Annotated in this window: 23 protein-coding genes; 6 read left to right on the top strand and 17 right to left on the bottom strand. The window is 69.4% G+C overall.

Annotated elements, in window-relative coordinates:
• Positions 1–50: 50 nt before the first annotated feature.
• Together ACOZ4I_RS12620 and ACOZ4I_RS12615 are read right to left on the bottom strand one after the other, a co-directional pair.
• Positions 51–521 (bottom strand): DUF7109 family protein, encoded by a 471-nt coding sequence (locus ACOZ4I_RS12620; RefSeq protein ID WP_424000052.1) that lies wholly within the window; start codon positions 519–521, stop codon positions 51–53.
• Positions 522–553: 32 nt separating this feature from the next.
• Entirely contained in the window at positions 554–1690 is a 1137-nt protein-coding gene (locus ACOZ4I_RS12615) for an MFS transporter (protein WP_424004806.1), read from the bottom strand.
• 119 nt (positions 1691–1809) lie between these two features.
• Between ACOZ4I_RS12615 and ACOZ4I_RS12610 the strand changes: the two genes are divergently transcribed.
• Positions 1810–1980: an HVO_0758 family zinc finger protein gene (locus tag ACOZ4I_RS12610; protein WP_424000050.1), complete on the top strand. Its 171-nt coding sequence runs from the start codon at positions 1810–1812 to the stop codon at positions 1978–1980.
• Here ACOZ4I_RS12610 and ACOZ4I_RS12605 read toward each other — a convergent pair whose 3' ends face one another.
• The 12 genes from ACOZ4I_RS12605 to ACOZ4I_RS12550 form a co-directional block, all read right to left on the bottom strand.
• On the bottom strand, positions 1981–3066 hold the full coding sequence (locus ACOZ4I_RS12605; protein WP_424000048.1) for an aldo/keto reductase: 1086 nt from the start codon (positions 3064–3066) through the stop codon (positions 1981–1983). It lies immediately after the preceding gene.
• A 41-nt stretch (positions 3067–3107) separates the two neighbouring features.
• Entirely contained in the window at positions 3108–4292 is a 1185-nt protein-coding gene (locus ACOZ4I_RS12600; RefSeq protein ID WP_424000046.1) for a DHH family phosphoesterase, read from the bottom strand.
• Between the two features lie 51 nt (positions 4293–4343).
• Positions 4344–5231 carry an SDR family oxidoreductase gene (locus ACOZ4I_RS12595; RefSeq protein WP_424000044.1) on the bottom strand — a complete coding sequence of 296 codons (888 nt, stop codon included), beginning with the start codon at positions 5229–5231 and terminating at the stop codon, positions 4344–4346.
• On the bottom strand, positions 5228–5656 hold the full coding sequence (locus tag ACOZ4I_RS12590) for a DUF5791 family protein (RefSeq protein WP_424000042.1): 429 nt from the start codon (positions 5654–5656) through the stop codon (positions 5228–5230). Before ACOZ4I_RS12590 ends, ACOZ4I_RS12595 begins: the two co-directional genes overlap by 4 nt.
• A 65-nt stretch (positions 5657–5721) precedes the next feature.
• Entirely contained in the window at positions 5722–8709 is a 2988-nt protein-coding gene (locus ACOZ4I_RS12585; protein WP_424000040.1) for a DUF7286 family protein, read from the bottom strand.
• Positions 8710–8738: 29 nt separating this feature from the next.
• On the bottom strand, positions 8739–9608 hold the full coding sequence (locus ACOZ4I_RS12580; RefSeq protein WP_424000038.1) for a DUF7284 family protein: 870 nt from the start codon (positions 9606–9608) through the stop codon (positions 8739–8741).
• Complete coding sequence (locus ACOZ4I_RS12575) at positions 9605–10000, bottom strand: DUF7285 family protein (RefSeq protein WP_424000036.1); 396 nt, start codon at positions 9998–10000, stop codon at positions 9605–9607. The genes ACOZ4I_RS12580 and ACOZ4I_RS12575 overlap by 4 nt, the downstream gene beginning before the upstream one ends.
• Positions 9981–10442: a DUF7283 family protein gene (locus tag ACOZ4I_RS12570; RefSeq protein WP_424000034.1), complete on the bottom strand. Its 462-nt coding sequence runs from the start codon at positions 10440–10442 to the stop codon at positions 9981–9983. The genes ACOZ4I_RS12575 and ACOZ4I_RS12570 overlap by 20 nt, the downstream gene beginning before the upstream one ends.
• Before the next feature lie 38 nt (positions 10443–10480).
• Positions 10481–12235: a type II secretion system F family protein gene (locus ACOZ4I_RS12565; protein WP_424000032.1), complete on the bottom strand. Its 1755-nt coding sequence runs from the start codon at positions 12233–12235 to the stop codon at positions 10481–10483.
• On the bottom strand, positions 12232–14115 hold the full coding sequence (locus ACOZ4I_RS12560) for an ATPase, T2SS/T4P/T4SS family (RefSeq protein WP_424000030.1): 1884 nt from the start codon (positions 14113–14115) through the stop codon (positions 12232–12234). The genes ACOZ4I_RS12565 and ACOZ4I_RS12560 overlap by 4 nt, the downstream gene beginning before the upstream one ends.
• A complete protein-coding gene (locus ACOZ4I_RS12555; RefSeq protein WP_424000028.1) occupies positions 14108–14581 on the bottom strand; it encodes a DUF7311 family protein in 474 nt (157 codons plus the stop codon). Before ACOZ4I_RS12555 ends, ACOZ4I_RS12560 begins: the two co-directional genes overlap by 8 nt.
• The gene (locus ACOZ4I_RS12550; RefSeq protein WP_424000026.1) at positions 14578–15099 is read right to left on the bottom strand and encodes a DUF7310 family coiled-coil domain-containing protein; all 522 of its coding nucleotides are present in this window, start codon (positions 15097–15099) and stop codon (positions 14578–14580) included. The genes ACOZ4I_RS12555 and ACOZ4I_RS12550 overlap by 4 nt, the downstream gene beginning before the upstream one ends.
• 85 nt (positions 15100–15184) lie before the next feature.
• Here ACOZ4I_RS12550 and ACOZ4I_RS12545 point away from each other — a divergent pair, with 85 nt between their 5' ends.
• From ACOZ4I_RS12545 to rad50, 3 genes are all read left to right on the top strand, one after another.
• On the top strand, positions 15185–15544 hold the full coding sequence (locus tag ACOZ4I_RS12545; RefSeq protein WP_424000024.1) for a hypothetical protein: 360 nt from the start codon (positions 15185–15187) through the stop codon (positions 15542–15544).
• A gap of 106 nt (positions 15545–15650) precedes the next feature.
• Positions 15651–16970, top strand: a complete 1320-nt coding sequence (gene mre11, locus ACOZ4I_RS12540) for a DNA double-strand break repair protein Mre11 (protein WP_424000022.1) — start codon at positions 15651–15653, stop codon at positions 16968–16970.
• 13 nt (positions 16971–16983) lie between these two features.
• Positions 16984–19653: a DNA double-strand break repair ATPase Rad50 gene (gene rad50 / locus ACOZ4I_RS12535; protein ID WP_424000020.1), complete on the top strand. Its 2670-nt coding sequence runs from the start codon at positions 16984–16986 to the stop codon at positions 19651–19653.
• Positions 19654–19686: 33 nt separating this feature from the next.
• Here rad50 and ACOZ4I_RS12530 read toward each other — a convergent pair whose 3' ends face one another.
• The 3 genes from ACOZ4I_RS12530 to ACOZ4I_RS12520 are packed head-to-tail and all read right to left on the bottom strand — an operon-like array spanning position 19687 to position 20789.
• Positions 19687–20109 carry a DUF7346 family protein gene (locus tag ACOZ4I_RS12530; protein ID WP_424000018.1) on the bottom strand — a complete coding sequence of 141 codons (423 nt, stop codon included), beginning with the start codon at positions 20107–20109 and terminating at the stop codon, positions 19687–19689.
• Positions 20110–20134: 25 nt separating this feature from the next.
• Positions 20135–20557, bottom strand: a complete 423-nt coding sequence (locus tag ACOZ4I_RS12525) for a DUF7322 domain-containing protein (RefSeq protein WP_424000016.1) — start codon at positions 20555–20557, stop codon at positions 20135–20137.
• A 40-nt stretch (positions 20558–20597) separates the two neighbouring features.
• Positions 20598–20789, bottom strand: coding sequence for a DUF7331 family protein (locus ACOZ4I_RS12520; RefSeq protein WP_162412691.1), 192 nt, complete (start codon positions 20787–20789; stop codon positions 20598–20600).
• A gap of 108 nt (positions 20790–20897) precedes the next feature.
• Between ACOZ4I_RS12520 and ACOZ4I_RS12515 the strand changes: the two genes are divergently transcribed.
• Positions 20898–23711 (top strand): DNA-directed DNA polymerase, encoded by a 2814-nt coding sequence (locus ACOZ4I_RS12515; RefSeq protein ID WP_424000014.1) that lies wholly within the window; start codon positions 20898–20900, stop codon positions 23709–23711.
• A 125-nt stretch (positions 23712–23836) separates the two neighbouring features.
• A complete protein-coding gene (locus tag ACOZ4I_RS12510; RefSeq protein ID WP_424000012.1) occupies positions 23837–24760 on the top strand; it encodes an ABC transporter ATP-binding protein in 924 nt (307 codons plus the stop codon).
• The last annotated feature ends 14 nt before the right edge of the window (positions 24761–24774 follow it).

The following is a 24774-nucleotide window of genomic DNA, read 5'->3' as shown; positions in this document are numbered from 1 at the left end:
TTAATTCGGGTGGGTCGCCAGCGACACGGCGGTCGCGTCCGCCGGTCGGCTCACACGTCGTCGAGCCGGTCCCGGAGGCCGTCCATGTCGACGTCCTCCCACGCCTCGATGTCGTAGCTCACGTCGAGCAGCGTCCGTATCCGGTCGTCGTTGCCCACCTTCACGGCCACAACCGCGTCGTCGCGGAAGCGCGACTTGACGGCCTCGACGACGGCTTCACGGGAGAGGTCTCGCGGCGGCACGTCCATGATGTGTGGCAGGTCCGCTGCGCCCTCTGGCAGTGCGGGGAACGCGACCGGGCCGACCACCAGCAGGGGCTCGTCGGCGTCGGCGTGGTGGTCCGGGACGGCGACGAGGTGATACGAGGCGATTGCGTCGTCGACCGTCGCCTCGAAGTCGTCCGGGTCGGCCTCGACGCCCCGCTTGAACGCGAGTTCGTCCCGGGCCGACCGGAGTTCCGCCCGCGTGAGCGACCCGAAGAGGTCGACCACGCCGGCGAGTTCGTCCGGCGTCAGGTCCATACTGGTCACGCGGCGTCGAGGGGCTTCAGCCTTTAGGCTTCGGCCGCCCGCGGGAGACGGTCGTCAAGGTGGAGCGCGACGAGCGCGAGCAGGACCGCCAGCAGCGCGAAGCCAAGCCAGCGGAAGATGGTCGGGAACGCGACGCCCCGGTCGAGGAGGGTCCCGATCAGCGCGCTCCCGGGAGCCTGAAACAGCATCATCCCGGCTCCGTAGGTCGCGTAGGCGCTCCCGCGGTGGCGGTCCGGGAGCGAGCCAAGCAGGTACGTGTCGATCGCAGGAAAGAGGCTGTGGATGACGTAGCCGACGACGACGCTGAACGCGGCCAGCGACCAGAACTCCGTCATCGACGGCAGCGCCAGCACGCAGCCGGTGAACGCCGTCAGGATGGTGAGGAGGTACGGCACCGACGGGAGGCGGTCGGCCACCCGGCCGCTGACGTAGAACGCGGGGATGCCGGCCCCGAACGCCACGAGCAGGAGCGTCCGGCCCTGGCCCGCGGTCAGCCCGACGCTCGTGGCGTAGGTCACGTAGAAGTTGAACAGGCCGTTCCAGGTCATCCCGGCGACGCCGATAGTGGCGACGCTCGTGGCGATGATGTGCCACTGGGCGCGGGCCGCCCCGAGCAGGTCGCGGTCCTCGGTGCCCGCCTCGGGCAGGTCGACGCGCCGCGCAACGAGCGTGAAGACGACGGTCATCACCGCGGCCGCGACCGCCATCCACTGGAGCGCCGTCCGCCAGGTGCCGACGACGAGCACGAACGAGACAAGTGCGGGCGCGCCGACGGCGGCCAGTTGGGCGGCGACGCCGTGCCCGCCGAGCGCGCGCCCGGGTCGGCTCGGGAACAGTTCGCTGACCAGCGTGTTCGCCGCCGTGAGGTACACGCCGCTCGCGAGCCCCATCACGAACGCGCCGACCAGCAGGTGCCGCGGCTCGACCACCAGCGCCGCCACCGTCGTTCCGAGCGTCAACACGATACCCGACCCGAAGATGGCCTTCGCTCGCGAGATGCGGGTCAACAGGACACCGGTCGGGAGGCGAGGGAGCGCGCTGCCGGCCCAGGCCATCGTCGCGAGCAGGCCGAGCGTCGCGTCGGTCGCGCCCGTCGTCGCCCTGATGGGCTCGATGAGCGGCGCGAACACGACTCTGGCGAGGTTGATGACGAACACCATCCCAAGCAGCGATCCGAAGACGCGGCGGCGAGACACGGGCGGTCGTACTCCGGAATCCGTGAACAACGTTCCGAAACTCCCCCACGGGGTTTTTACTCGCGGGTGGCACAGAGTCAGGTATGGACTCAGTGCGAAAGGCCCTGCGGGCCGGCGACGTCGAGAAGGACAACTACGGTCGACTCTCCTGTACCGCCTGCGACGAGCCGCTCGCGACGGACAACGACCCCGACGAGGTCGGGAAAGTCCGGGTCTGCCCCGAGTGCGGCAGCGAGTGGAAGGAGCTCGGATAGCTACTCGAAGACGGCGTCGAACGCGTCCGCGCCGAGCGGTTCGTACCGGCCCGCGTCGACGTTTTCTCTCGCGTGTTCGACCGAACCGGTCCCGACCAGCGAGCAGGTCACGCCCGGCGCGCTCCGCGCGAAGTTGATGGCGCGCTGTGCGCTCGTCTCCCCCGAGAGCCGTGCGGCTACGTCGTCGGGGATTTCGGCGGCCAGCTTCCCCTGCATGATGGAGGCGCTCGTGAACACGTCCAGGCCGGCCTCGTGGGCGAACCACAGCGCCGACTGGGGTCCCTCGGCTCCGTCGTGGGCCGCGACGGTGAACGCGTCGGCCATCGCGACGTTGAACGGGAGCTGAATCGCCCGGAGGTGGGTCGCCGCGTTGCCGACGGTCGACGCCGCCGAACGAGCGCGCTCGACCACCTCCGGGAGCGAGAGGTAGCTATCGTGGTCCGGCGGCACGCGGAACGCCTCCCACGTCGCGACCCCGTAGTGGCGCAGGTCGCCCGCTGCCGCGCGCCCCTCCAGTCGCTCGAAGGTCGCTTCGAGCTGGTCGTACACCGCGTCGCGGGACTTCGCCTTCAGTTGCGTCTCGGGGTTGTGGACGTAGTAGAGGTCGACGGTGTCGAGCCCGAGGTTGTCGAGCGACCGGTCGAGCTGGTCGTCGACGAACGCCGGCGCGATGCAGTGCTGGCCCGCGACGAGGTCCTCGCGGTCGACGAGGCCGGTGTCGAGGTACTCCGACCGGACGAACGCGCCGGGGTCGTCCGGCCGGTCCTCGTCGAAGGGAACGAACCCGCCCTTCGTCGCGACGGCGACGGCCTCGCGGTCCACGTCGGCGTCTTCGATAGCCTCACCGACGGCCCGCTCGGAGCGCTGGTGGCGGTAGTTGATCGCCGTGTCGACGACGTTGACCCCTGATTCGAGCGCCGTCGCGATGGCATCGCGATAGCTCGCGTCGCGCTCGTCCGTCGGGTCGCCGAGGTACGTGCCGACGCCGATGCTGGAGACGACGCCGTCGCCGAACCGGCGGTAGAAGGTGCGCGCGAACTCGTCGTGGTCGTCCCGGTACGCCCAGGTCGCCTCCCGTGTGGCCATACCGGCCGTTGGCGGGCGAGCGACAAAAGGCCCGAGATTCCCTACAGCTCGCCGGCCATCGCGGCGAACACGCGCTCTTTGAACTCCTCGCGCGAGACGCCGTCGCTCGGCCCGAGGCCGGCCATGTGTTCGATCGGGACCTTTCCACCGCCCATCCGAGCGTGGCCGCCGCCCTCGGCCATCGGGATGTCGTCGACGACGGCCTCGATGGCCCGGCCGATGTGGACTCGGTCGTCTCTGGACCGGCCGGCGACGCGGATGCTCCCCTCGCTCTCGCCGACGACGACTACCGCCGAGACGCCTTCGAGCGTCTCCAGTTCGTCGGCCGCCTGCGGGATGGCGTCCGTGTTCGACACATCGCCCACGTCGCTGAACGCGTAGGGCGCGCGCACCTCCCGGTTCGTGATCGCCCGCGACTTCACGTCGAGCACCTCGGCGTCGACCTGGGGATTGGCGATGCGGTTGAGCAGGTCCCCGTCCATCCCGTCGTAGAGGAAGGCGGCGGCCGCGAAGTCCGAGGACGTACAGCCGTTGGTCAGCGAGCGGGTGTCCGACTGGATGCCGTACATCATCCCCGTCGCGAGCGCGGTGGGGATGGTATCTGCCGGGGCCGCGTCGATGTCTATCTCGCCGTTGGTCTGTGACTCGGTGAACTCGAACTCGAGTTCGTTGAAGTAGCTCGCGAGGATGGTCGCACAGGCCCCGTAGTCCGTCCGCACGTCGGTGAAGCGCTCGCCCTCGCCGTCGCCGGGGTGGTGGTCGACCACGGCCACGGGATCGATCTGTTCCGCACCCGGGAAGCCCCGTGCGCGGTTGTGGTCGACGAGCACGACGGCCTCCGCGTCCACGTCGTCGACACTCTCGATCCGGTCGAAGTCCAGGTCGAGGACGGTCTGGAACGCGCGGTTCTCCGGGCGGCGGATCTCGCCGGAGTACAGCAGCGACACCGACGTGTCAGTGCCCGCGACGAGCTGGTCGACGGCGAGCGCCGAGGCCATCGCGTCTGGGTCCGGGTTGGGGTGCATCAACACCGCGAGTCGGTCGTAGTCCGAAAGCGCTCGCCGCAGTCGCTCACCGGGCGTCCGGCCGAGGTACCGGTAGAGCCAGACGCCGGCACCGACGAGGAGGACCAACGCGGCGACGACGCCGGCGACCAACAGGGGGTTCTCGATGGCGTACGCCGCGGCGGCGTCGATCTGTAACCCGCCGGCGGCAACGCGTCTCATACCACGCCCTTCCCCGGCCTGTTGTTATCAAAGTTCCCCAAAAAGGAGATACTATTGCCGGTAGTTCTGGATCGCGTCCCGGTATCCCTCTCGGAACGTCGGGTACGCGAACTCGTAGCCCAGCGACCGCAGTCGGTCGTTCGAACAGCGCTTGCTCGTCTGGATGCGCCGCTTCGCCGTCTCGGAGAGGTCGGGGTCGTCCAGTCGTTCTTCGGTGGTCTGCTTGGGCGGAAACGGCACGTCGCACTGCTCGGCGAGCCAGTCGGCGAAGGCCCACTTCTCGACGGGCTCGTCGTCGACGACCAGTACGACCTCCTCGCGGCGGTCCTCGGTCAGCAGAAAGCGGACCGCGCCAGTTGCATCGTCCCGGTGGACCATGTTGAGGTAGCCGGCGGTCACCGGGCCTTCCAGGTACCGCTCCAGCCGGTATCGGTCCGGGCCGTACAGTCCGGCGAAGCGTGCCACGGCCCCGTGGCCGCCGTACTCAGTCGGCCGCTCGCGGGCGACGCGCTCGGCTTCGGCCAGCACCTCGGTCTTCTCGGTCTGTGGGTCGAGCGGTGTCTCCTCGTCGACCCACGCGCCGTCGTGGTCGCCGTAGACGCCGGTGCTCGACGTGTAGACCAGGCGCTCCGGTGCGTCCGAGCGCGACCAGAAGTGGTCGACGGCCGTCTCCAGCCCCTCGACGTACACCTCTCGGGCGGCGTCGGCCCCCCTGCCGCCGGAGCTCGCGGCGAAGACGAGCCAGTCGGCGTCCGGGACGGCGGACAGCGAGTCCGGGTCGGTCACGTCGGCGCGAACGCCCTCGAAGCCAGCATCCTCGATTCGTGACACCCCCTCTTCCGAGCGACGGACGCCGACGACCTCGTGGTCGTCGCAGAGTTGCCTGCCGAGTTCGAGGCCGACGTAGCCACAGCCGAGTATGGCGACGCTCGCCGTCACCGCGTCTCTCCCTCGATGTGGCTATGGAGCGTGGCGTACTCCTCGAGCGTGATCGGGAACCGGCCCTCGATCTTCTGCTGGATCTCCTTGGGCTCCAGTCGGTCGTCGAGATCGGACGCCAGCGACTCGACGTCCATCACGGCCGTCGTCATCCCCATCAGAAGGATGTCCTGGGCCTCCGCCTGGAGCGCGTCGGCGTCGGGTCGGTCGGGGTCGGTCGCCAGTACGGCGACCGCCTCTTCCAGCGTCCGGTCGGCGACGTCGCCGTCGGCGAACGCCGCCACGACGCTGCGGTCGAGTCCCGACGACTCGACGACAGCGTCGACGCCGACCGAGTCGACCGTCTCGCCCAGTACTGTCGCGTAGGCCGCGAGCAACGCCTCGGGTGACTGCTCTCCCGCCTCGGGAAACTCGCCTCTAAGCATGGGCGTCGGTATGGCCCCGGGGTATTTTACTTCGGGTATGTCCCGTAGACGGACTGCTGTCCCTCTCAGTCGCCCGCGGTCGGCCACCCACCGGACTCCTCGACGGCGGTCCCGTCTTTGTCGCCGACGCCGCGTGGCTTCGGCGGGACCACCACGACGACGCCGGTGTCAGCCCTGAACGAGATTCGGTCGGCGGTCCCCAGCGTCTCCGCCGTCCCGTCGCCGTCGACATCGAGCGTGACTTCGCTCCCGTCGCGGGCGTACGTGGTCTGTGCACCCGGTTCCGTGGGGGGACCGTGGCTCGCGGTGACCGCGAACCGTGCGTACTCCCCGCGGACCGTGACCCACCAGATGTTGACCGTCGCGAACCGGGCCGTCCACGGCGGGCCGAGCGGCAGGCCGGCTGGAAGTCCGTCCACGTCGATGCTCTCGTTGACGCGCTGTTCGAGCTTCGACCGGCCGGCGTCGGCGAGCGCTTGCGTCGCCTGGCCGTGAGCCACGTTGCGGGCGGCTGTGGCCGTTCCGTTCGCCGCGGCTGCGGTCGGGACCGTCTCCGGTGCGCTGATGGCCGCGCGCAACTGCAGACGGAGCCAGTCCCGTTCCGTCCGCGTGAGGTTCCGCCGCTGTCCGGCCAGGCGAGCGACCTGATCGGGAGCCGACCCGTTGGTCAGCGCCAGCGCTCGTGCCGCGGGGCTGTCCCACCGAGATAGCGCGTCGGCGACGATGCCGCTGTCGCTGGCGGCCCCGGTCTCCGCTGCGACCGTCCGCCGCATCGCGGTGGCGAGCTCGGCGTTCGACCGACGCACCTGCGCTCGGAGCCGCTTTCGCTTCGCCGCGAGCGTGGCGTTCGACTCGTTGTGCAGCGTCGCGTTCGCGGCGGCGAGCGTCGTCGCGGCGGACGAGAGCCTGACGCGGTGACTTGGTCCCGGAACTGACCCGATCACGGCCTCGGCTGCGTCGCCGTACGGGACGGTGAACACGTTCACGTTCCGCGCCACGAGCGGGTGCTCGCTCCCGTTCAGCGCTCGATACCGGCGCTCGTCGAGTTCGGCCAGCGGCAGGTACGGCGTCCGGGCGTCGACGCGCGTCCGAACCGGCCCGGACGGTCCGACCGGGACCGGACGAGAGCGCGCCACGCGCGTCTCGCGTGCGGTCAGCCCGCGCCGGAGCTCGCGGAGCGATCCCTCCGTCTCCGCGGCGACTCGGTCTCTGACGCTCCGCTCGCTCTCCGCTCGCCCGGCGGCCTGTCGAGACAGTTCCGTGTCGACCGCGTCCAGATACGCGAGGCGGGCCGCGACGCGCGCTTTCTGGGCGGCGCTGTCGTAGGTGGCCGGCACGTCGGCGAGTCCGTCGCGGCGCGCTCTGAGTCGGTTCCGGAGCCGCTTCGGTGGATTCGCCTCGAACGTTCCGACCTTCCCACGCTCGACGGTGACGTTCGTGCCCCGGACGCGCTCGCGCAGGCCCATCAGGTCACGGTACACCCACGCGGACAACCCCGGCGGTCGGTCGGCCGTGACGGTCCCGTTCGTGCGTTCGAGCGCGCCGCTGACGACGCGCTCGGCGATCCGGTCCCGGCCGCCAGCACTGCCGACGAGTCGCGTCTGGGCCTTCCCCGCCACGTCCGCGAGGTTCGGCCCGCCGAGCGGACTCGCGCTCGCGTCGTGGGCCGTCGCTATCGAGCGGTTCGGTGCGGGCGACCGATCGCGATGGCGACCGACGACGGTGACGGCCACGTGGTAGCGCGCGGTGCTCGTCGCCGCGGTCCGCCGACGCATCCCTGCGTTCTCCCAGACGGCGGTCCGTCGGTACCGTCGCTCGACGACGCGGCCGAACGAGTCGAGCGCGTGCCACCCGTCGGGTGGGGAAACTGACCCGGTGTCGTTCTCGACGGCGTCCACTGACATGGTGGTCCGCTGGCTCACGAGCGTCCAGTTCGCGCCCGGTGACGGCGGCTTCGCCGGCCGACCGCCGCCGACCCGCTCCCGCTCGGTCTCCAGCGCCACTTCGACGGTGTAGGCGTCTGCGAGCGTCTCGTTGAGCGCGTCTGGTGCGGCGACGGTCCGAAACACCGTGTCGGAGGTGTCGTTGACGCCGACGGTCATCGAGTCGCCCGCACCGGGCCGTCCCGGCGAGTGCTGACGGACCGGCGTTTCGCTGACGGGCCTGTACTCGGCGTGGTTCAGCACCTCGCCGGCGAGGGCTGACCCGTTGCTCCCCCGGACGAGGTCCTCGACGCCAGTCATCGCCGTCGCCTCGGTCAGCGCACGGCGACCGGCCGGATCGCTCCGACCGAAGGTCGACCGCTGGACGCCGAGCAGCGCGCCGTTGGCCGCCAGCGAGACGTGGCGATTCGCGACGACGTTCTCGATGCCCGCACCGCCGTACTGTGCGTATCCTCTGGCGTACGCGATCGGATAGAGCCGCGCGGTCAGGCGTTGGCTCAGTCCCGGGTGCGCGAGTGAGGCGTTCAGTTTCGTCTGATAGGTCGACGCCTGGTCGTGGAGCATGAGCGCCGGTGTCGGGACGACGACCGTCGGCGAGACGCGCCGCTCGGCGACGACGCGACCGTGGCGTCGCACGGTCAACAGCACGTCGTCGACCGTCGCCCGCATCGCCGTCTCGTTCGCGCCGGCCCGTGCGACCGACACGCGGCGCTTCGCCGACCGGAGGTCGCTCGCGTTCGAGACTTGCGGGAGGCTGGCAGAGACGGTCACGTCCCCGCTCCGATGGGAGACCTCTTTCAGTCGCTCGCGGACCCGAAGGTAGGTACGAATCCGAAGCGCGTCGCGGAACGGCGTCGACTCGTTTAGCACTCGGCCCGCAGGTGTGTCGGCGGGCGTGACGACCGGGTTCGCCGCCGCCCGCCGACCGGCCGTCGCGACGCCGCTCCGGACGGCGCTCTGCGTCTCGGCCGTCGCCCGGTCCAGCGCTCGCTCGACGGCGGTGTCGGTCGGAACAGGGTCGCCGACGAACGTGGGGGCCAGCGTGAGGCTACTCACGAGCAAGAGCACGCCCAGCAGCGCGAACGGAATCCGCCCGCGAGTGTCGTCCATCACGGTGAGGCCCGTCCGTCCACCACGCGTCACGGCGACCACGTCCTGACCGTCACGCGGATCTCGCTGGCCCGGACGGCGCGGGCGGCGGCCACCGGCGAGTCGAACCGGGACCGCATATCGACGCGCAACTGCCGCGCCAGCGCCGCGGTCAGCCTCCGGTTCATCGTGCTGGTCGACTGGTGCTCGGGAGCCACGGTCGTCCCGGTCAGTTCGGCCGTGCGCTCGTAGCGCGCCTGCATCAACACGTCGGCGGGGTAGTCTCCCCGGAGCGCGTACCGCGTCCGGTCCGGCGGGAACAGGCCGTCGACGACGCAACGGGCGACGACCGTCGCGACCCCGTCGTACCCGCGCGAGACCGCCGCCGAGCGCGCCGCAGCGGAGGCGTTCTCCATCCCGCTCGGAACCGTCACGGTCGCCGCTCGCACGTTCGCGTCGGCAGGCGGACGGTCTCCCACGCGGTACTCGCTGCTGATCGGTGCGCCGGGGTACGGTTCCCACCTGACGCGGACCGACGTCTTCCGTCCCGGACTGCCGAGACGGTCGCGCGCGGTCGACCGTACCGCGGACTCGAAGCCAGTGCCTGCGGTCGAGATCCGAGTTCCGTCGACGGTCACGTTGCTCATCGCCGCTTCGCCGAGGAGTTGCGCGACGGTTCCGTGAGCCGTCCGCCGGTGCCTGTCTGCGTGTTCGGGCGGCAGCCGATCGTCGGTATCCGGAACGGTCAGATTGTACGAGACATGGGCCGTGCTCGCGGCCAGCATCGACGCCTGGTCGGCGGCCGGGTTCGCCGCCGGCGGGTGCTCGGCGCTCGCGCCGCTCAGGATCACCGTTGTGGCCGCCCCGACGAGCAGGAGGAACACCGTCACGTCGGCGACGGCGCTCGTGGCCCGCATCATCGCCACACCCGAACCCGGAGCCGTCCGCGACGGACCGTCCCCGGGGCGACGCGCACGCTCACGATCCGTGTGTCGCTGTCGGCCCCAGCCGGCGGTGTCGGTCCGGTACTCCACCGACCAGCGTCGGTGACGGAGACCGTGACGTTTCCGCGGTAGCCCGCTGGAAGTGCGTCGAGAGCGCTGTCGGTTCGCGCCGGGTCGACCACCCCAGCCGACGACAGGCGCTGTTCGACGGCGTCTGCCGTCGGTGCGGCGACGATGCGGTCCTGCTCCAGCGAGCCGAATGCGTCGTCGAGAACGCCCGCGTACAGCGACAGTCCGACACCGACGGCGAAGACCGCGACGAGCGCCGCCAGCGGTTCCGTCGTCGCCCTATCCGACGAGCGTGACATCGATCCCTCCCCAGGCGACGTGCCTGATCGCCAGCCGCTCGGGCGCGGGCCGCCACGTCGTGTTCTGTGCTCGCGCCCGAGCGAGGTCCGCACGGAAGGCGTCGCGCGAGTCGTACACGCTCGCCGGCGCGGTCCCGTCAAGCACGGCGCGTAGTCGGTCAGAGTCCGCTGTGATCGCGTCCTGCGTCAGTCGGACCTGTGCCGTTCCCCCGTCGTTGCGAAGGCGGAGTGCTCCGGCTTCGAGCGCCCACTCGTCTGCGAGCAGCCGTCGCTGTTCGACCGACCCGGGCGGACTCGTCGCCACTTCGTCGATAGTCGCTGCGGTCGCCGTCGCGTTCGGCGGCGCGGTCGTCGGTAGTCCGACGACGACACCGAGGACGGCGACACTCACCGCACTCAGGCCGACCCAGAGGTACAGCGCGTCGACGTGTGTCTCGAACATGGAGCGTCCTGGTCTCGTACTCTGATTTAAACGTCCGGTCAGATCAGCAGGCCCGTCGCGACGACGGCGGCGAGGAAGGTCGCCGTCGCGGACAGGAGCGCGAGGCCGGCGCGGTAGCCGACGAGCGCTCGGTCCAGCCCGCGATGGAGCCCGGTCGACAGCGCGGTCAGGAGCACGGCCAGCACGAGGACGTACCAGCCGACGACGAGGCCCAGCGTCGCGCTCGGGACGGCGGTGAACTGCCCGCTGCCTCCGTTCATCGACCCGGAGAGCGCGACGGTCGCGCCCCCGACGAGCGGGCCGAACAGCGCGGCCGTGTTCGAGAGGGTCTCGGTGATCCGCGCGAGGTCGCGGCGCGTCTCGCGTTCGACAGCTCGTAGCTCGTCGAGGTGGTCGCCCATCGCCGTCAGCGCCTCACCAGCGGGTGGACCGACGGCCGCCGCAGTTCCGAGCAGCGTCGCCGCTCGCCGGGCGCGCCTGCTCGGGAGGGTTGCGAGCGCGCCACCGGGGCCCAGGAACGCGCCTTCGACGCTCGTACCTAGCTGTGCCTGTCGAGCGACCGCGGCGTCGATGATTTCCTTGGTGGGTGACGATGCGTCGGCAGTGGCCTCGTTCAGCGATGATTCGACCGACTGTCCGCCGTCCAGTCGCCGACCGACTGACGAGAGCAGGTCTGGCAGCCCCGCCTCGACAGCGTCGACGCGGTCGCGGACACGCTTTGCGGGGCGATAGTGGACGACGAGCACGACGCCAGTCCCAGTCCCGAGCGCGCCGACGGGCGTCGCCCACGACGCGACGAGCGCGTTCCCGAGTGCGCCGCCGGCTACCGTGCCCGCGACGCCGGCGATTATCGTCGGGTGGATGGTGTCCGGCAGGTCCGGATGCGACCGTGGAACCGCGGTCGGTGGGAAGGCGACGGGTCGCCGGCCGAGCAGCCACGCGCAGGCGACCAGCAGCGCTGCGGGCAACGCGATGCCGTAGAGAGCCGCGAGGACCGGTCCGCCGACAGGGATGCCTGCCGCAGCCACGGCCGGCAGCAGCGACACCATCGCCAGTGGGAGTAGGACACCGAACGCGTACAGCCCGGTTGCCGGCCCGCGGAGCGAGGCCGCGAACGCCGCCATCTCGTCGCGTGTCCCGTCGAGGATCTGCCGCCGGGCGCTGTCGAGGATCGTCGGTCGGTCGCTCGCCGGGGCCGCCGTCGCGCGCTCGACGAGACCGACAGCGCGTTCGAGTGCTGGAAATGCGTCGCCCCACGCGGCCGCGAACGAGTTTAGGCCGCTCCGGGGTGTCCCGGCCGCACGCCGCCGGTGGGTATAGAGTCGGGCTGCGAGCGGTGTGTCGCTCGCCCGTGTGGCGAACGCGGTCGCCCGCTCCGCGCTCGGCCACAGCGTCGCGCCCAATACCAGCGCGGAGACGAGCGACGGGGCCGCTCCGAGCGTCCGGACGCGCTTCGCGTCGGCCGCGAACGGAACGCCGTAGCGGGCGAGCGCAGCGACCCCGAGCGCACCAGTCAAGAGGGGCAGCGAGACGACCGTTCCCAGCGGGCCGCCGACGGCGACCGCGAGAAACGAGGGGGCGACGGCACAGCCCGCGGCTCCGTACCCGGCCGTCAGTATCGCCTCTGCCGACGGCGAGAGTGACAGCGAGCGACACGCCCGGCGGTAGCCGTCGGGAACCGAGACGGTGTCGGGGGCGGCCGCGGCGACTGTCGTCACGATCGTGGCGAGCAGCGAGCGAACTGTGCGCTCGCTCGACTGGGACGGGTCGCTCGCTCCGCTCGCTTCGTTCATCCTCCGCTCCCGGTCGGTCCCGAATCGGTCGCGTCGACCACCGTCTTGTCCCCGCCGCTCGCGTCACCGGCCGAGGAAGCGAACGATGCCGTCCGTCGCTCGATAGCCGTGAGCACGTCGGCGTAGCGTTCTCCGGGCGCGGACAGCGACTCGACCAGGCGGCTGTTGCCTCGTTCGAGACGGCCGGTGGCGGTCGCCGTCGGCCCGTCGCGCTCGTAGAGGGATTCGAAGGCGACGCCGTCGCCACGGGCGACGACTTCCGAAACCGACGCGACGCCGCGGCCGTGCCCTGCCGTCGGTGGCGCGAGCGTGACCACGAGGTCCGTCGCGGCGAACGACCGGACGGGGACGCCGAGATCCGACACCAGTCGCTCGCGGATCGCGTCGGGACCGTCACCGTGGATCGTGCCGAGGACGGCCCCGTCGCCGCCGCCGACGCGCATCGCCTCGTAGAGCACGCTGGCCTCTTCACCGCGGACCTCGCCGACGACGAGCGCGCCCTCGCCGAGACGGAGCGCGGTCCGAAGCGCCTCTGTCGCAGTGATGGACGGACCGTCGTTCCTGGCCGTACGTAGCGGCTGTACGTCCCGTCCGTCGGCCTGCAGCGCCGACACCGGCAGCTCCGGTGTGTCCTCGATGAGGACGGTCCTGACCTCGCGTGGAAGCTCCCAGAGCAGTGCCCCGAGCGTCGTCGTCTTGCCGGCTCCGCGGGGACCCGCGACGAGACAGGCCCCGCCACGCTCGGCAACGACCGAGAGCAGTCCCGCCACCTCGGCAGGCATGGTCCCGCCGGCGACGAAGTCGGCCAGTCGCCACGCGTTCGCGTCGTGGGCGCGGAACGCGAACGCCAGGCCGTCGCTGACCGGCTCGGCCACGCCCGCGACCCGAATTTGCCTGCCCGCGACCGTCGCCGTCGCGTCCAGTGTCGGATTCGATCGCGAGAACGCGCGGCCGCTCGTGCGCCGGAACGTCGACGCGAGGGCGCTGGCCCCGGACTCGGTGAGCCTGACGTTCGTCCGCATCGTCTCGCCGTCGACGCGGACCCGAAGCTCCGTGTCGCTCACGGGGGCCGTCGCGAACACGTCCGAGACGCGTTCGTCGGCGAAGATATCGTCGAGAATTCCGAGGCCGGTAGTGTGCTTTTCGACGACCGATCCGACCGCGGCCGCGGTCGTCCCGTCGTCGATCTCGTCCCCGGCCGCCGAATACGGGTCACAGCCCCCGTCGACCGCTGCGCTCGCGAGGCGCTCGTACACCGTCGACAGTGCCTCCATCGTTGCCGCGTCGAACCGCTGCTCTCGTGGTTCGACGTGGTACACCGGCAAACGGTCGGACGGCGTGTCGTACCGGCGAACGACGGCGTCAGTCGAGAGGGGACGCCTGTCTCGGAGCGACGACGCCGGCGGAGCCGACGCCGCGACGCGGGCGTCGCTGATCGTCGGTCCGCTGTACGCCGTCAGCGCCGCCGCGCTGCTGTCGAACCCCTCCGTGGCGACCGCGAGGCCAGTCTCCGCCGCGAGGTCTGCGATCGGCCCCGCGCGCCCCGACGCCTCCTTGGCAGCCGCGACGGGATCTCGTCGGGCCCGCGTGGCGATTCGTTCCTCGACGGCCGCCGCGCGGACGGCGAACTGACCGGCGGCGACGAGCACCGCGGCCGCCCGGTCGACGTACGCCCGCGTTCGCCCGCCGCAGGTCGTCGTCACGGCGTCGACGCTTCCACCGTCGAGCGCGCCGATCGCCGTCGCTCGACAGTCGGCGGATTCGGAGAGATTACCCTTGCCGGGGCAGTCGTCCGCGGCCACAGCGAGGGAATTGCCCTCGAAGGTGAGGGTGCACCGACACCCCTCCTCCGCCGTGTCGCCGCTGAGCCACTTACGCACGGCTCTGTCCCCCCTCGGACTGCGTTCCCAGTCGAGCGACCGTCAGGACTCGCCGCCCATCTGTGCGAGTCAGCGCGAAGACGAGTCGATGGCTTCCCGGCTCACGGAACCGGCGTGCGCCCCGTGATGGCCGGATCGGAACCGGTGCGACTCGCCGGGAGACGGTCCTGTTTTCGACCCGCCAGGTCGCGACGCCGTCGCCGGCCCGGCCGTGAAAGCGGAGCCAGTCGACGCCGGCGCTCGTGTAGCTTCGTCCGGGCACCCGCACCACGGCCACGCGTCGCGCGTCGCCCGACGGTGTCGGGTCGTCGGCGACGGCGAGCGCGTTCAGCCGGGTCGCGAGTTCGTCCAGTTGCCGCTCCATCGTACCAGTCGCCGCGTCAGCCCTGGCGGCCGACAGCGCGGGCGCAGTCGTGGCGATGAGCCCCGTCAACACTGCCACCGAGAGGACGACGCGCAGTATCACAGTCGCTCGCGGATCCGTTCCAGGACCCCCGGACTCGGTTCGTCGTCTCCCTCGCTGTCACCGCCGTCGGTGATCGCCGCAAAGTCGGTGTTGACACCGACGCCGGCGGGCTGGCGACTGCAACCGGGATTCGATTCAGTCGCCTCGTGGGCTGTTTCGCCCGTTCGCTCGGTAGTGGTATTCCGGTCCCACGACTGTGCGTCGTCCGCGGGTCGCTCGGAGTGCGCCGACTCGTCCAGTCGCGCTTCGAGGCGGTCGACCGCCGCGAGCGCCGCGTTGGCACGGGATTCCACGTCTTCGTTGACCGCTCGGACGTTCCCGACGTATCCGCGCAGCGCCTGCGTGGCGGCTTCCAGGTCGGCTGTCCGGTCCGCCAGATCGTCGACCTGGTCTTCGAGGGCGTCCGCCCGCTCCTCGTACTCGCCGAGGTCGGTGACCTCGGGGAACGCTGTCTCGCCATCGGTGACTGCGCGCTCGACCGCACGGAGGCGCTCGGCCAGCGTCTCGACGTCTGTCATGGCCGGGGCTGGTCCCGTGCTGGTATTTGAACGCTCGGGTGAGCGCTGGCGAGTGTTTATCAGTGAGTCCGCAGCCAGCGGGAGTATGGTCGACGGCGACGCGGTGAAGGCGGCGCTCGCGGCGCTGGCGAGTGGCGAGGCCGACAGCGCCGACGAGTTCGGAGGGAACGGGCTGGCGAGAACGCAGCGCCACGAAGACGGGTCGGAACGACTGCCGTCCGGCGTGTGCGGTGACGACTACCGAGCGGTCATCGAACGGGCCAGCGCGGTGACGGCGGACCTCGACGCGGCCGCGGCGTTCGCCGAGGAAGTCGGCGTCGACACGCTCGATGCGGCCGTTCGGCAGGCGGAGCGAGAGGTGAGTGCGCTTGCCGCCGACGGTCGAGCGGCGCTCCGCGCCTTTCGGCGATACCGCCACGCCGCACGGGACGGCGACGGCGAATGAGTGGGTCGGTCCGCAGCCGACGGCTCCCGCCGCGTCGCGCCGCAGTCGACCACTTTCACTGCGGTTACGATACCCCTTTAGGCGGGGCTGGCATACGAACGGGCAAATGACACGGGTGATACACACCGGCGACACCCACGTCGGGTACCAGCAGTACAACGTGCCCGACCGCCGGCAGGACTTCCTGGATGCCTTCCGGCAGGTGGTCGCCGATGCCGTCGAAGACGACGTCGACGCCGTCGTCCACGCCGGCGACCTCTTTCACGACCGCAGGCCGACGCTGACGGACATCATGGGCACGCTCGACGTGCTCGAAACGCTCTCCGACGCCGGCATCCCGTTTCTCGCTGTCGTGGGCAACCACGAGGCCAAGCGCGACGCGCAGTGGCTCGACCTCTACGAGTCGCTCGGGCTGGCGACGCGCCTCGGGGGCGATCCGGTCGTGGTCGGCGACACCGCCTTCTACGGCCTCGATTTCGTTCCCCGATCCCAGCGCGACGACCTCGACTACGACTTCGCGCCCCACGACGCCGACGCCGCGGCGCTCGTCACTCACGGCCTGTTCCAGCCCTTCGACTACGGCGACTGGGACGCCGCGGAAATCCTGACGGAGGCGTCGGTGGACTTCGACGCGATGCTCCTCGGCGACAACCACGACCCCGGGAAACAGCGCGTCGAGGACGCGTGGATCACCTACTGCGGGTCGACCGAACGCGCGAGCGCCAGCGAGCGCGAGGACCGGGGCTACAACATCGTCACCTTCGACGACGAGGTCCGCATCACCCGCCGCGGCCTCGACACCCGCGAGTTCGTCTTCGTCGACGTGGAACTCGGGCCCGAGGAGGGCGTCGAGCGCGTTCGAAGCCGCGTCGGCCAGCACGACTTAGACGACGCCGTGGTCGTCGTCTCCATCGACGGCGACGGCGAGCCGGTCACCCCTGCGAGCGTCGAGTCCTTCGCGCTGGAGCGCGGTGCGCTCGTGGCCCGCGTCACCGACCACCGTGAAATCGCCGTCGAGGAGGGCGAGACGGAGGTCAGCTTCGCCGACCCCGACGACGCCGTCACCGAGCGGGTCCGCGACCTCGGGCTGAGCGAGGCGGCGCGCGACATCGACGAGACGATACGGGCTTCGAAAGTGGCCGACGCGAACGTCAAAGACGAGGTCGAGCGGCGCGTGCGCGAACTCGTCGACGAAGGGGCGGAAGCGTTCGAGACCGCCGCGGAATCGGCCGGCGACGAGAGCGACGAGGCGACCGCGAGTGACGACTCGCCCGCAGACACGGACGAGTCCGCCCACCCGCCCGCAGACACTGGCGACACGGACGACTCGGCTGTCGCGACCGACACGCCTCGCGGGTCGGCGGCCGACGGCGAGGACGGGGAGACACAGCCCGACGACCAGGCCAGCGTCGAGGAGTACCTGTGATGGAGGGACACCGATGAGGTTCGAACGCGTCAGACTGGAGCATTTCAAGTGCTACGACGACGCCGACCTGCGACTCGACGGCGGCGTGACCGTCATCCACGGTCTCAACGGCAGCGGGAAGTCATCGCTGCTCGAAGCCTGCTTCTTCGCGCTGTACGGCTCGAAGGCGCTCGACGAGACCCTCGACGACGTGGTCACCATCGGGGCCGACGACTGCACCGTCGAACTCTGGTTCTCCCACGCCGGCGGCGACTACCACATCACCCGACGGATTCGCGCGACCGGCGAGCGGGCCCAGACGGCGAAGTGCCTGCTGGAGACCCCCGACGGGAGCTACGAGGGGGCCCGCGACGTGCGCCGACGCGTCACGGAGCTCCTTCGGATGGACAGCGAGGCGTTCGTCAACTGCGCCTACGTCCGCCAGGGCGAGGTGAACAAGCTCATCAACGCCTCGCCGGGCGACCGACAGGACATGCTCGACGACCTCCTCCAGCTGGGCAAGCTGGAGGCCTACCGCGAGCGCGCCAGCGACGCCCGCGTCGGCGTGGGTCGCGTGCGTGACGACAAGCAGGGCGCGCTCTCGCAGCTCGACGAGCAGATCGACGAGAAGGAAGCAAAGGACCTCCACGAGCGACTGAACGGGCTGGAGACGAAGGAGAAGGAACTCCAGTCGGAGATCGACCACATCGAGGACCAGAAGGCCACCGCCGAGGAGACGCTCTCGCAGGCCGAGTCGGTCCTCGACGAGTACGAGCAAAAGCGCGAGGAACTGTCCGAACTGGAATCCGACATCCAGGACCTCCAGGAGACGATCACCGAGACGGAAACGGAGCGAAAGCGCCTCACGGAGCGGCTCGGCGACCTGAACGACCGACGCGAGTCGCTGGCGGCTACCCTCGACGAGACGGTCGCCGAGACCGAGCTCGATAGCGCTGACCCGGACGCGGTCGAGCGTCGCCTCGACGAACTGCAGTCTCGCGACGAGGAACTGCAGTCCCGCATCGAGGACCAGCGCGTCGACGCCAAGGAGCACAGCAGCACGGCCGAGGCGCTCGCGGAGAACGCCGCAGACCTCGAATCGCGGGCCGAGCGCAAGCGCGAGGAGGCGAGCGATCTGGAAGCGGATCTGGAGAGCGCGCGCGAGACCATCGCCACCCGCCGAGAGCAACTCGGCGACATCGACGAGCAGATCGACGCGCTCGAATCGCGGTTCGCGGATGCGCCCGCGGACCGCGATAGCGTCGCCGAGTACGAGCAGTCGGTCGCCGACGACCTCGACGACGCCCGCCAGCGGGTCACCGAACTGGAGACGAAGCTGAAAAATGCCCGCGAGTCCCTCGCGGAGGCCCAGGACCTCCTCGACGCCGGCAAGTGCCCCGAGTGCGGTCAGGACGTGAGCGAGTCGCCCCACGTCGACTCCATCGAGGACGACCGCGAGCGCGTCGCGGAGATCGAGTCGACTCTCGCGGAGGCCCGCGAGCGAGTCGAAGAGCTGGAAGCGAAACACGAGCGTGCCCGTGACCTCGCCGACGCGGCGGACGAACTGGACACGCTGGAGAACAATCGCTCGAACGTCGCCCAGCTCGTCGAGGAGAAGGTGGCCGGGCTGGCCGACGACGAGGCGCGTGTCGAGCGGCTCCGCGAGGAGGCGGCGGAGCACGCGGACGAGGCGGCGACGAAACGCGAGAACGCCGCCGAGGCGCGAGAGCGAGCCGACGAGTGCCGGTCGGTCGTCGCCGAGTGCAACCAGGAGCGCCAGCGCGTCAAACAGGCGATCCAGCACCTGGAACGAATCGAGGAGCTGCTTGACGACATCGACGACTGCGAGGCCGAGGTCGAACGCTTACGCGAGAAGCGCAGCCAGCAGGCCGAACTGAACGACCAGCGCCGCGAGCGCCTCACGGAGAAGCGCGAGCGCAAGCAGGAGCTCTCGGAGTCCTTCGACGAGGACCGCATCGAGGAGGCCCGCGGCGAGAAGCAACGCGCCGAGCAGTACATCGAGCAGGCCACCGACGCGCTCGCGACGAAGCGCGAGAAACGCGACGAGCTCCAGAACGCCATCGGGGCCGTCACGAACGAGATCGAGGAGCTGGAGAGGCTCCGCGAGCGCCGCGAGGACCTGGCGACGACGCTGGATCGGCTCGACACGCTGTACGAGGAGACCGAACAGCTCCAGGAGATGTACGGCTCGCTCCGGGCGGAGCTGCGCCAGCGCAACGTCGAGACGCTCGAACGGATGCTCAACGAGACGTTCGATCTGGTGTACCAGAACGACTCGTACTCCCACATCGAACTCGACGGCGAGTACCGGCTGACGGTGTACCAGAAGGACGGCGAGCCCCTGGAGCCAGAACAGCTCTCCGGCGGCGAGCGGGCGCTGTTCAACCTCAGTCTCCGGTGTGCCATCTACCGCCTGCTCGCGGAGGGCATCGAGGGCGCGGCCCCGATGCCGCCGCTCATCCTCGACGAGCCGACGGTGTTCCTCGACTCGGGCCACGTCACGCAACTGCTCGACGTGATCGAATACATGCGCGACGAGGTCGGCGTCGAGCAGATTCTCGTGGTCAGTCACGACGAGGAACTCGTCGGGGCTGCAGACGACCTCGTGCGCGTCGAGAAGGACGCGACCACCAACCGCTCGCGGGTCGAGCGCGTCGAGACGACCGTCGCGGAACTGGCCTGAGCGTCCCGTGTCCTCGGCTGGCGGGGTCGGACCCTACGTTCGGAGGACGGCCAGCGCCTCGCTCGCCGTCTCGGTCGCGTCGTAGCCCCGCCGGCCGTGTACCGTCGCTTCCGTCAGCAGGCCTGCGGCGCGGAACTCGCCGAGCAGTCCGTGGAGGTCGCTCTCGCAGAGGTCGTAGGCGTCGAGGAGTTCCTGGACCGACAGCGGGCCCCTGTCGTCGAGTTCGACCAGCAGGCCGAGTGACCGGTCGTCGTGGGCCGCGGTGACGACGGTTCGGACCGCGTCCGGAACGGCCGTCGCCGCAGTCGAGAGTGGCGACGCCCCGTCGACCGATTCGAGGTCGGCGTTCGGGACGTGGCGCTCCGCGCCCGTCTCGGGGTCGCGGACGAGACTCGATTCGGCGGACTCCTTGACGAGCAGATAGCGTTGGCCCGACTCGTCGCGGACGGTACGCATGACCGGTCCTATCCGACCGATTCGGTTAGCCGTTGCGGTCGTTCGGGTCCGCGTCGCTCTCACTGGCGTCGTCGGTCTCGCCGTCCGGTCCGTCTTCGGCCTCACCGTCCGCCCCGTCGTCTCTGGCCGTGCGCTCGCGCTCGAAGCGGACGTACCGGTAGGTCCCGTACGCGAACAGGATGACGCCGGCGAGGAAGATTCGCAGCCCGAGGTCGACCTGGCCCTCGAAGTACGCCAGCATCGGGCCGATCGAGAGCGCGAGGAGGGCGACGTTGAAGACGACGACCAGCCTGACGAACAGGCCGGCGGCGTCGCTCTGGTAGTCCTCGGACGACGGCGTCGGTACGTTTGGGCCGAGGCTGTCCGGGTCGAACTCCTCCGGTTCGAACTCGCTCTTCTCGGAGAGGACGCTTCCGCCCTCGTCGTCCTCGCCGGGGCCGTCTATCACGGGCTAGCTACGACGGTCGGACGGTAAAAGTGCTTAGTTGTCAGGCGATCTCCTGGAGGGTGACCGCCGTGTCCGTCTGCAGCCACGCCAGTGGATTCTCCGCGTCGTAGAATACTGTCCCCTCCTCGGTCTCGTAAGTCTCGGTCGTCCGGATGGCGTCCGGAAGCGCGGGTTCCGACCGCAGTTCTTCGGACCGATCCGCCTCGCCGTGGGGGGATGCGTGGTGCGACATTGGGTCGTCACCAGGTGGTATGGTATTGCGTGGCATATACTTTCTGCCTGTGGCAAGACCACGTCGACCGTCGGTGTTTTTATCGGGCATCTCGAAGCAACCCCAAGAATGAGCGACGGGACCCAGGGAACGCTGGGGGATTTCGGGCAGGACGCAGACACGGACACGGACGACCGACCTGTCGCCGACGAGGCGGCGGCCGTCGCTGGCAACGGCAACGACGGCACGAGCGTCGTCGACCTCGACGAGCGACAGTTTCCACCGGTCGAGGAGACCGTCGAGTTCGTCGTCACGCAGGTCGACTACACCATCGAGGGCCAGGGCGACGACGAGTTCCCAGTCGTCCACGTGTTCGGCCGCACCGAGGACAACGACCCGGTCCACGCGCGCGTCTTCGAGTTCCAGCCGTACTTCTACGCGCCGACGGACAGCGTCTCCGACGACCGCCTCCGCCAGTACGACCGAATCACCGACTGGGAGGAGGCCGACGCGGACGGCGAGCCCTACGAATCGATCCGCGGCGAGCGCCTGACCAAGGTCTTCGGCCAGACGCCCCGCGACGTGGGCCAGATGCGTGACGACTTCGACCACTACGAAGCGGACATCCTCTTTCCGAATCGCCTGCTCATCGACAAGGACATCACCAGCGGCGTGCGCGTGCCCGCTCGGGAACTCGACGACGGGAGCCTGAAGGTCCACCACGAGGAGGTCACGCCGACCGAGGTCACCGCCGATCTGCGGGTGAACACCTTCGACATCGAGGTCGACGACCGCCACGGCTTCCCGGAGGACGGCGAGGAGACGATCATCTGTCTCACCTCCCACGACTCCTACCGTGACGAGTACGTCGTCTGGCTGTACGAGTCCCCGGACGGCATCGACGGCCCGGCGGCGCTCTCGCAGTACGAGGCCATCCGCGAGGACGCCGACTTCGAGGCCGACGTGCGCGTCTTCGAGGAAGAGGAAGCGATGCTGGAGGCGTTCGTCGACTACATCGTCGAGACCGACCCGGACGTGCTCACCGGGTGGAACTTCGACGACTTCGACGCGCCGTACTTCCTCGACCGACTGGAGGAACTCCAGAGCTTCGACCACGACTACGACCTGTCCGTCGACCGCCTCTCGCGCGTCGACGAGGTCTGGCGGTCGGGCTGGGGCGGCCCGGACATCAAGGGCCGGGTCGTCTTCGACCTCCTCTACGCCTACAAGCGCACGCAGTTCAGCGAACTCGAATCCTATCGACTCGACGCCGTCGGCGAGCAGGAACTCGGCGTCGGCAAGGAGCGCTACACCGGCGACATCGGCGACCTCTGGGAGGACGATCCCGAGCGCCTGCTCGAGTACAACCTCCGGGACGTGGAACTCTGTGTCGAACTCGACCGCGAGCAGGACATCGTCGACTTCTGGGACGAGGTCCGCACCTTCGTCGGCTGCAAGCTCGAAGACGCGACGACGCCCGGCGACGCCGTCGACATGTACGTCCTCCACAAGCTCCACGGCGAGTTCGCGCTCCCCTCGAAGGGCCAACAGGAGAGCGAGGACTACGAGGGCGGCGCGGTGTTCGACCCCATCACCGGCGTCCGCGAGAACGTCACCGTGCTGGACCTGAAGTCGCTCTATCCGATGTGCATGGTGACGACCAACGCCAGTCCGGAGACGAAGGTCGACCCAGATACCTACGACGGCGACACCTACCGCGCGCCCAACGGCACGCACTTCCGGAAGGAACCGGACGGCGTCATCCGGGAGATGGTCGACGAACTGCTGACCGAGCGCGAGGAGAAGAAGGCCCAGCGAAACAGCTTCGACCCGGACAACCCCGAGTACGAGCGCTTCGACCGCCAGCAAGCAGCGGTGAAGGTGATCATGAACTCGCTCTACGGCGTTCTGGGGTGGGACCGCTTTCGCCTCTACGACAAGGAGATGGGCGCGGCGGTCACCGCCACCGGACGGGAGGTCATCGACTACACCGACGAGGTCGTCGCGAGCGAGGGCTACGAGGTGGTCTACGGCGACACGGACTCGGTCATGCTCCAGTTGGGCGACATCGGTCCGGCGGACGTCGATGGCGACGTGACTGTCACCGACGAGATGCGCGAGAAACACCCGGAGATGAGCGACGACGAACTCGAACTCCTCGCGGCGACCATCGAGAAGGGGTTCGAACTGGAGGAACTCATCAACGCGTCCTACGACGAGTTCGCCAGCGAGCGCCTCAACGCCGACGACCATCGTTTCCAGATCGAGTTCGAGAAGCTCTACCGACGGTTCTTCCAGGCGGGCAAGAAGAAGCGCTACGCCGGCCACATCGTCTGGAAGGAGGGCAAGCACGTCGACGACATCGACATCACTGGCTTCGAGTACCAGCGCTCCGACATCGCGCCCATCACCAAGCGCGTCCAGAAGGAGGTCATCGACCGCATCGTCCACGGCGAGGACGCGGAGTCGATCAAGCAGTACGTCGGCGACGTCATCGAGGACTTCCAGGACGGGAACGTCGACTACGACGACGTAGGCATCCCGGGCGGCATCGGAAAGAAACTCGACAACTACGACACCGACACCGCGCAGGTGCGCGGCGCGAAGTACGCGAACATGCTGCTCGGGACCAACTTCCAGAGTGGGTCCAAGCCCAAGCGGCTGTACCTCGACCGGGTCCACTCTGACTTCTTCCAGCGCATCGAAGCGGAGGAGGGGCTGGACCCCCAGCGGGACCCGCTGTACGGCGAGTTCCGTCGCGACCCCGACGTGATCTGCTTCGAGTACGCGGACCAGGTTCCCGAGGAGTTCGGGGTCGACTGGGACAAGATGCTCGACAAGACGCTGAAAGGGCCCATCGCCCGCATCCTCGAAGCCCTGGACATCTCCTGGGAGGAGGTCAAGTCCGGACAGGAGCAGACGGGGCTCGGCAGTTTCATGTAACCCGGAGCGGGCGGCGGTTTTTCTCTCGGAGAAATATTATTTCTATATACTGAACTGGAGTTCACGTCAATGCGAAAGCTTCATGGGTGAAACGTACCTCCTTTCGGGTGACCTAAGAGATACCTATGGCAACACTCGAAATCAACAATCTCCACGCTGAAGTCGCAGAAGAGGACGGTGAGACGATCCTTCGCGGTGTCGACCTCGAAGTCGAGTCGGGCGAGATCCACGCGCTGATGGGTCCCAACGGCTCGGGCAAGTCGACCACGGCGAAGATCATCGCCGGTCACCCCGCTTACGAGGTAACCGACGGCGAAGTGCTCATCCACCTCGACGAGGACGAGTTCGGCGACGAGGAGATCCCCGAGGACCTCCGCACCTGGAACCTGCTCGACCTCGAACCGAACGAGCGGGCCGCTCTCGGCGTCTTCCTCGGCTTCCAGTACCCGGCCGAGATCGAGGGCGTCACGATGGTGAACTTCCTGCGCACCGCGCTCAACGCCAAGCTCGAAGAGCGCGAGGAGCTGTTCGAGGAGGACGACGAGGACGAGGACGACGCCGAGGCCACCAACGAGGACGCCGCCGGCTACGACACCTCCCCGATGGAGGGCAACGTCGAAGAGGGCGAGATCGGCGTCGCCGAGTTCCAGGAGATCCTCCAGGAGAAGATGGAGCAACTCGACATGGACGAGAAGTTCGCCTCGCGGTATCTCAACGCCGGCTTCTCCGGCGGCGAGAAGAAGCAAAACGAGGTCCTCCAGGCCGCGATCCTCGAGCCGTCGATCGCCGTGCTCGACGAAATCGACTCCGGACTGGACATCGACCGACTGCAGGACGTCTCGAACGGCATCAACGCGCTCCGCGACGAGCAGGGCGCGGGCATCCTCCAGATCACTCACTACCAGCGCATCCTCGACTACGTCGAGCCCGACCACGTCCACGTGATGCTCGACGGCCAGATCGCCCAGAGCGGCGGTCCGGAACTCGCCGAGAAGCTCGAAGACGAGGGGTACGACTGGGTCCGCGAGGAAGCCTACGAGGCCGCGTAACGCCCATCAACCCA

The organism is Haloarcula salina (assembly GCF_049603855.1).
Classification (GTDB): domain Archaea; phylum Halobacteriota; class Halobacteria; order Halobacteriales; family Haloarculaceae; genus Haloarcula; species Haloarcula salina_A.
The sequence above is the reverse complement of the archived record's forward strand: the minus strand, read 5'-3'. Positions and strand labels throughout refer to the sequence as shown.

Excerpts from the sequence above, each read along its gene's own strand:
- ACOZ4I_RS12545 (WP_424000024.1), top strand. The coding sequence starts at position 15,185 with ATGGTCGACGGCGACGCGGTGAAGGCGGCGCTCGCGGCGCTGGCGAGT.
- ACOZ4I_RS12585 (WP_424000040.1), bottom strand. The coding sequence starts at position 8,709 with ATGGACGACACTCGCGGGCGGATTCCGTTCGCGCTGCTGGGCGTGCTC.
- ACOZ4I_RS12580 (WP_424000038.1), bottom strand. The coding sequence starts at position 9,608 with ATGATGCGGGCCACGAGCGCCGTCGCCGACGTGACGGTGTTCCTCCTG.
- ACOZ4I_RS12620 (WP_424000052.1), bottom strand. The coding sequence starts at position 521 with ATGGACCTGACGCCGGACGAACTCGCCGGCGTGGTCGACCTCTTCGGG.
- rad50 (WP_424000020.1), top strand. The coding sequence starts at position 16,984 with ATGAGGTTCGAACGCGTCAGACTGGAGCATTTCAAGTGCTACGACGAC.
- ACOZ4I_RS12510 (WP_424000012.1), top strand. The coding sequence starts at position 23,837 with ATGGCAACACTCGAAATCAACAATCTCCACGCTGAAGTCGCAGAAGAG.
- mre11 (WP_424000022.1), top strand. The coding sequence starts at position 15,651 with ATGACACGGGTGATACACACCGGCGACACCCACGTCGGGTACCAGCAG.
- ACOZ4I_RS12590 (WP_424000042.1), bottom strand. The coding sequence starts at position 5,656 with ATGCTTAGAGGCGAGTTTCCCGAGGCGGGAGAGCAGTCACCCGAGGCG.
- ACOZ4I_RS12520 (WP_162412691.1), bottom strand. The coding sequence starts at position 20,789 with ATGTCGCACCACGCATCCCCCCACGGCGAGGCGGATCGGTCCGAAGAA.
- ACOZ4I_RS12600 (WP_424000046.1), bottom strand. The coding sequence starts at position 4,292 with ATGAGACGCGTTGCCGCCGGCGGGTTACAGATCGACGCCGCCGCGGCG.
- ACOZ4I_RS12615 (WP_424004806.1), bottom strand. The coding sequence starts at position 1,690 with ATGGTGTTCGTCATCAACCTCGCCAGAGTCGTGTTCGCGCCGCTCATC.
- ACOZ4I_RS12605 (WP_424000048.1), bottom strand. The coding sequence starts at position 3,066 with ATGGCCACACGGGAGGCGACCTGGGCGTACCGGGACGACCACGACGAG.
- ACOZ4I_RS12570 (WP_424000034.1), bottom strand. The coding sequence starts at position 10,442 with ATGTTCGAGACACACGTCGACGCGCTGTACCTCTGGGTCGGCCTGAGT.
- ACOZ4I_RS12575 (WP_424000036.1), bottom strand. The coding sequence starts at position 10,000 with ATGTCACGCTCGTCGGATAGGGCGACGACGGAACCGCTGGCGGCGCTC.
- ACOZ4I_RS12530 (WP_424000018.1), bottom strand. The coding sequence starts at position 20,109 with ATGCGTACCGTCCGCGACGAGTCGGGCCAACGCTATCTGCTCGTCAAG.
- ACOZ4I_RS12550 (WP_424000026.1), bottom strand. The coding sequence starts at position 15,099 with ATGACAGACGTCGAGACGCTGGCCGAGCGCCTCCGTGCGGTCGAGCGC.
- ACOZ4I_RS12515 (WP_424000014.1), top strand. The coding sequence starts at position 20,898 with ATGAGCGACGGGACCCAGGGAACGCTGGGGGATTTCGGGCAGGACGCA.
- ACOZ4I_RS12565 (WP_424000032.1), bottom strand. The coding sequence starts at position 12,235 with ATGAACGAAGCGAGCGGAGCGAGCGACCCGTCCCAGTCGAGCGAGCGC.
- ACOZ4I_RS12610 (WP_424000050.1), top strand. The coding sequence starts at position 1,810 with ATGGACTCAGTGCGAAAGGCCCTGCGGGCCGGCGACGTCGAGAAGGAC.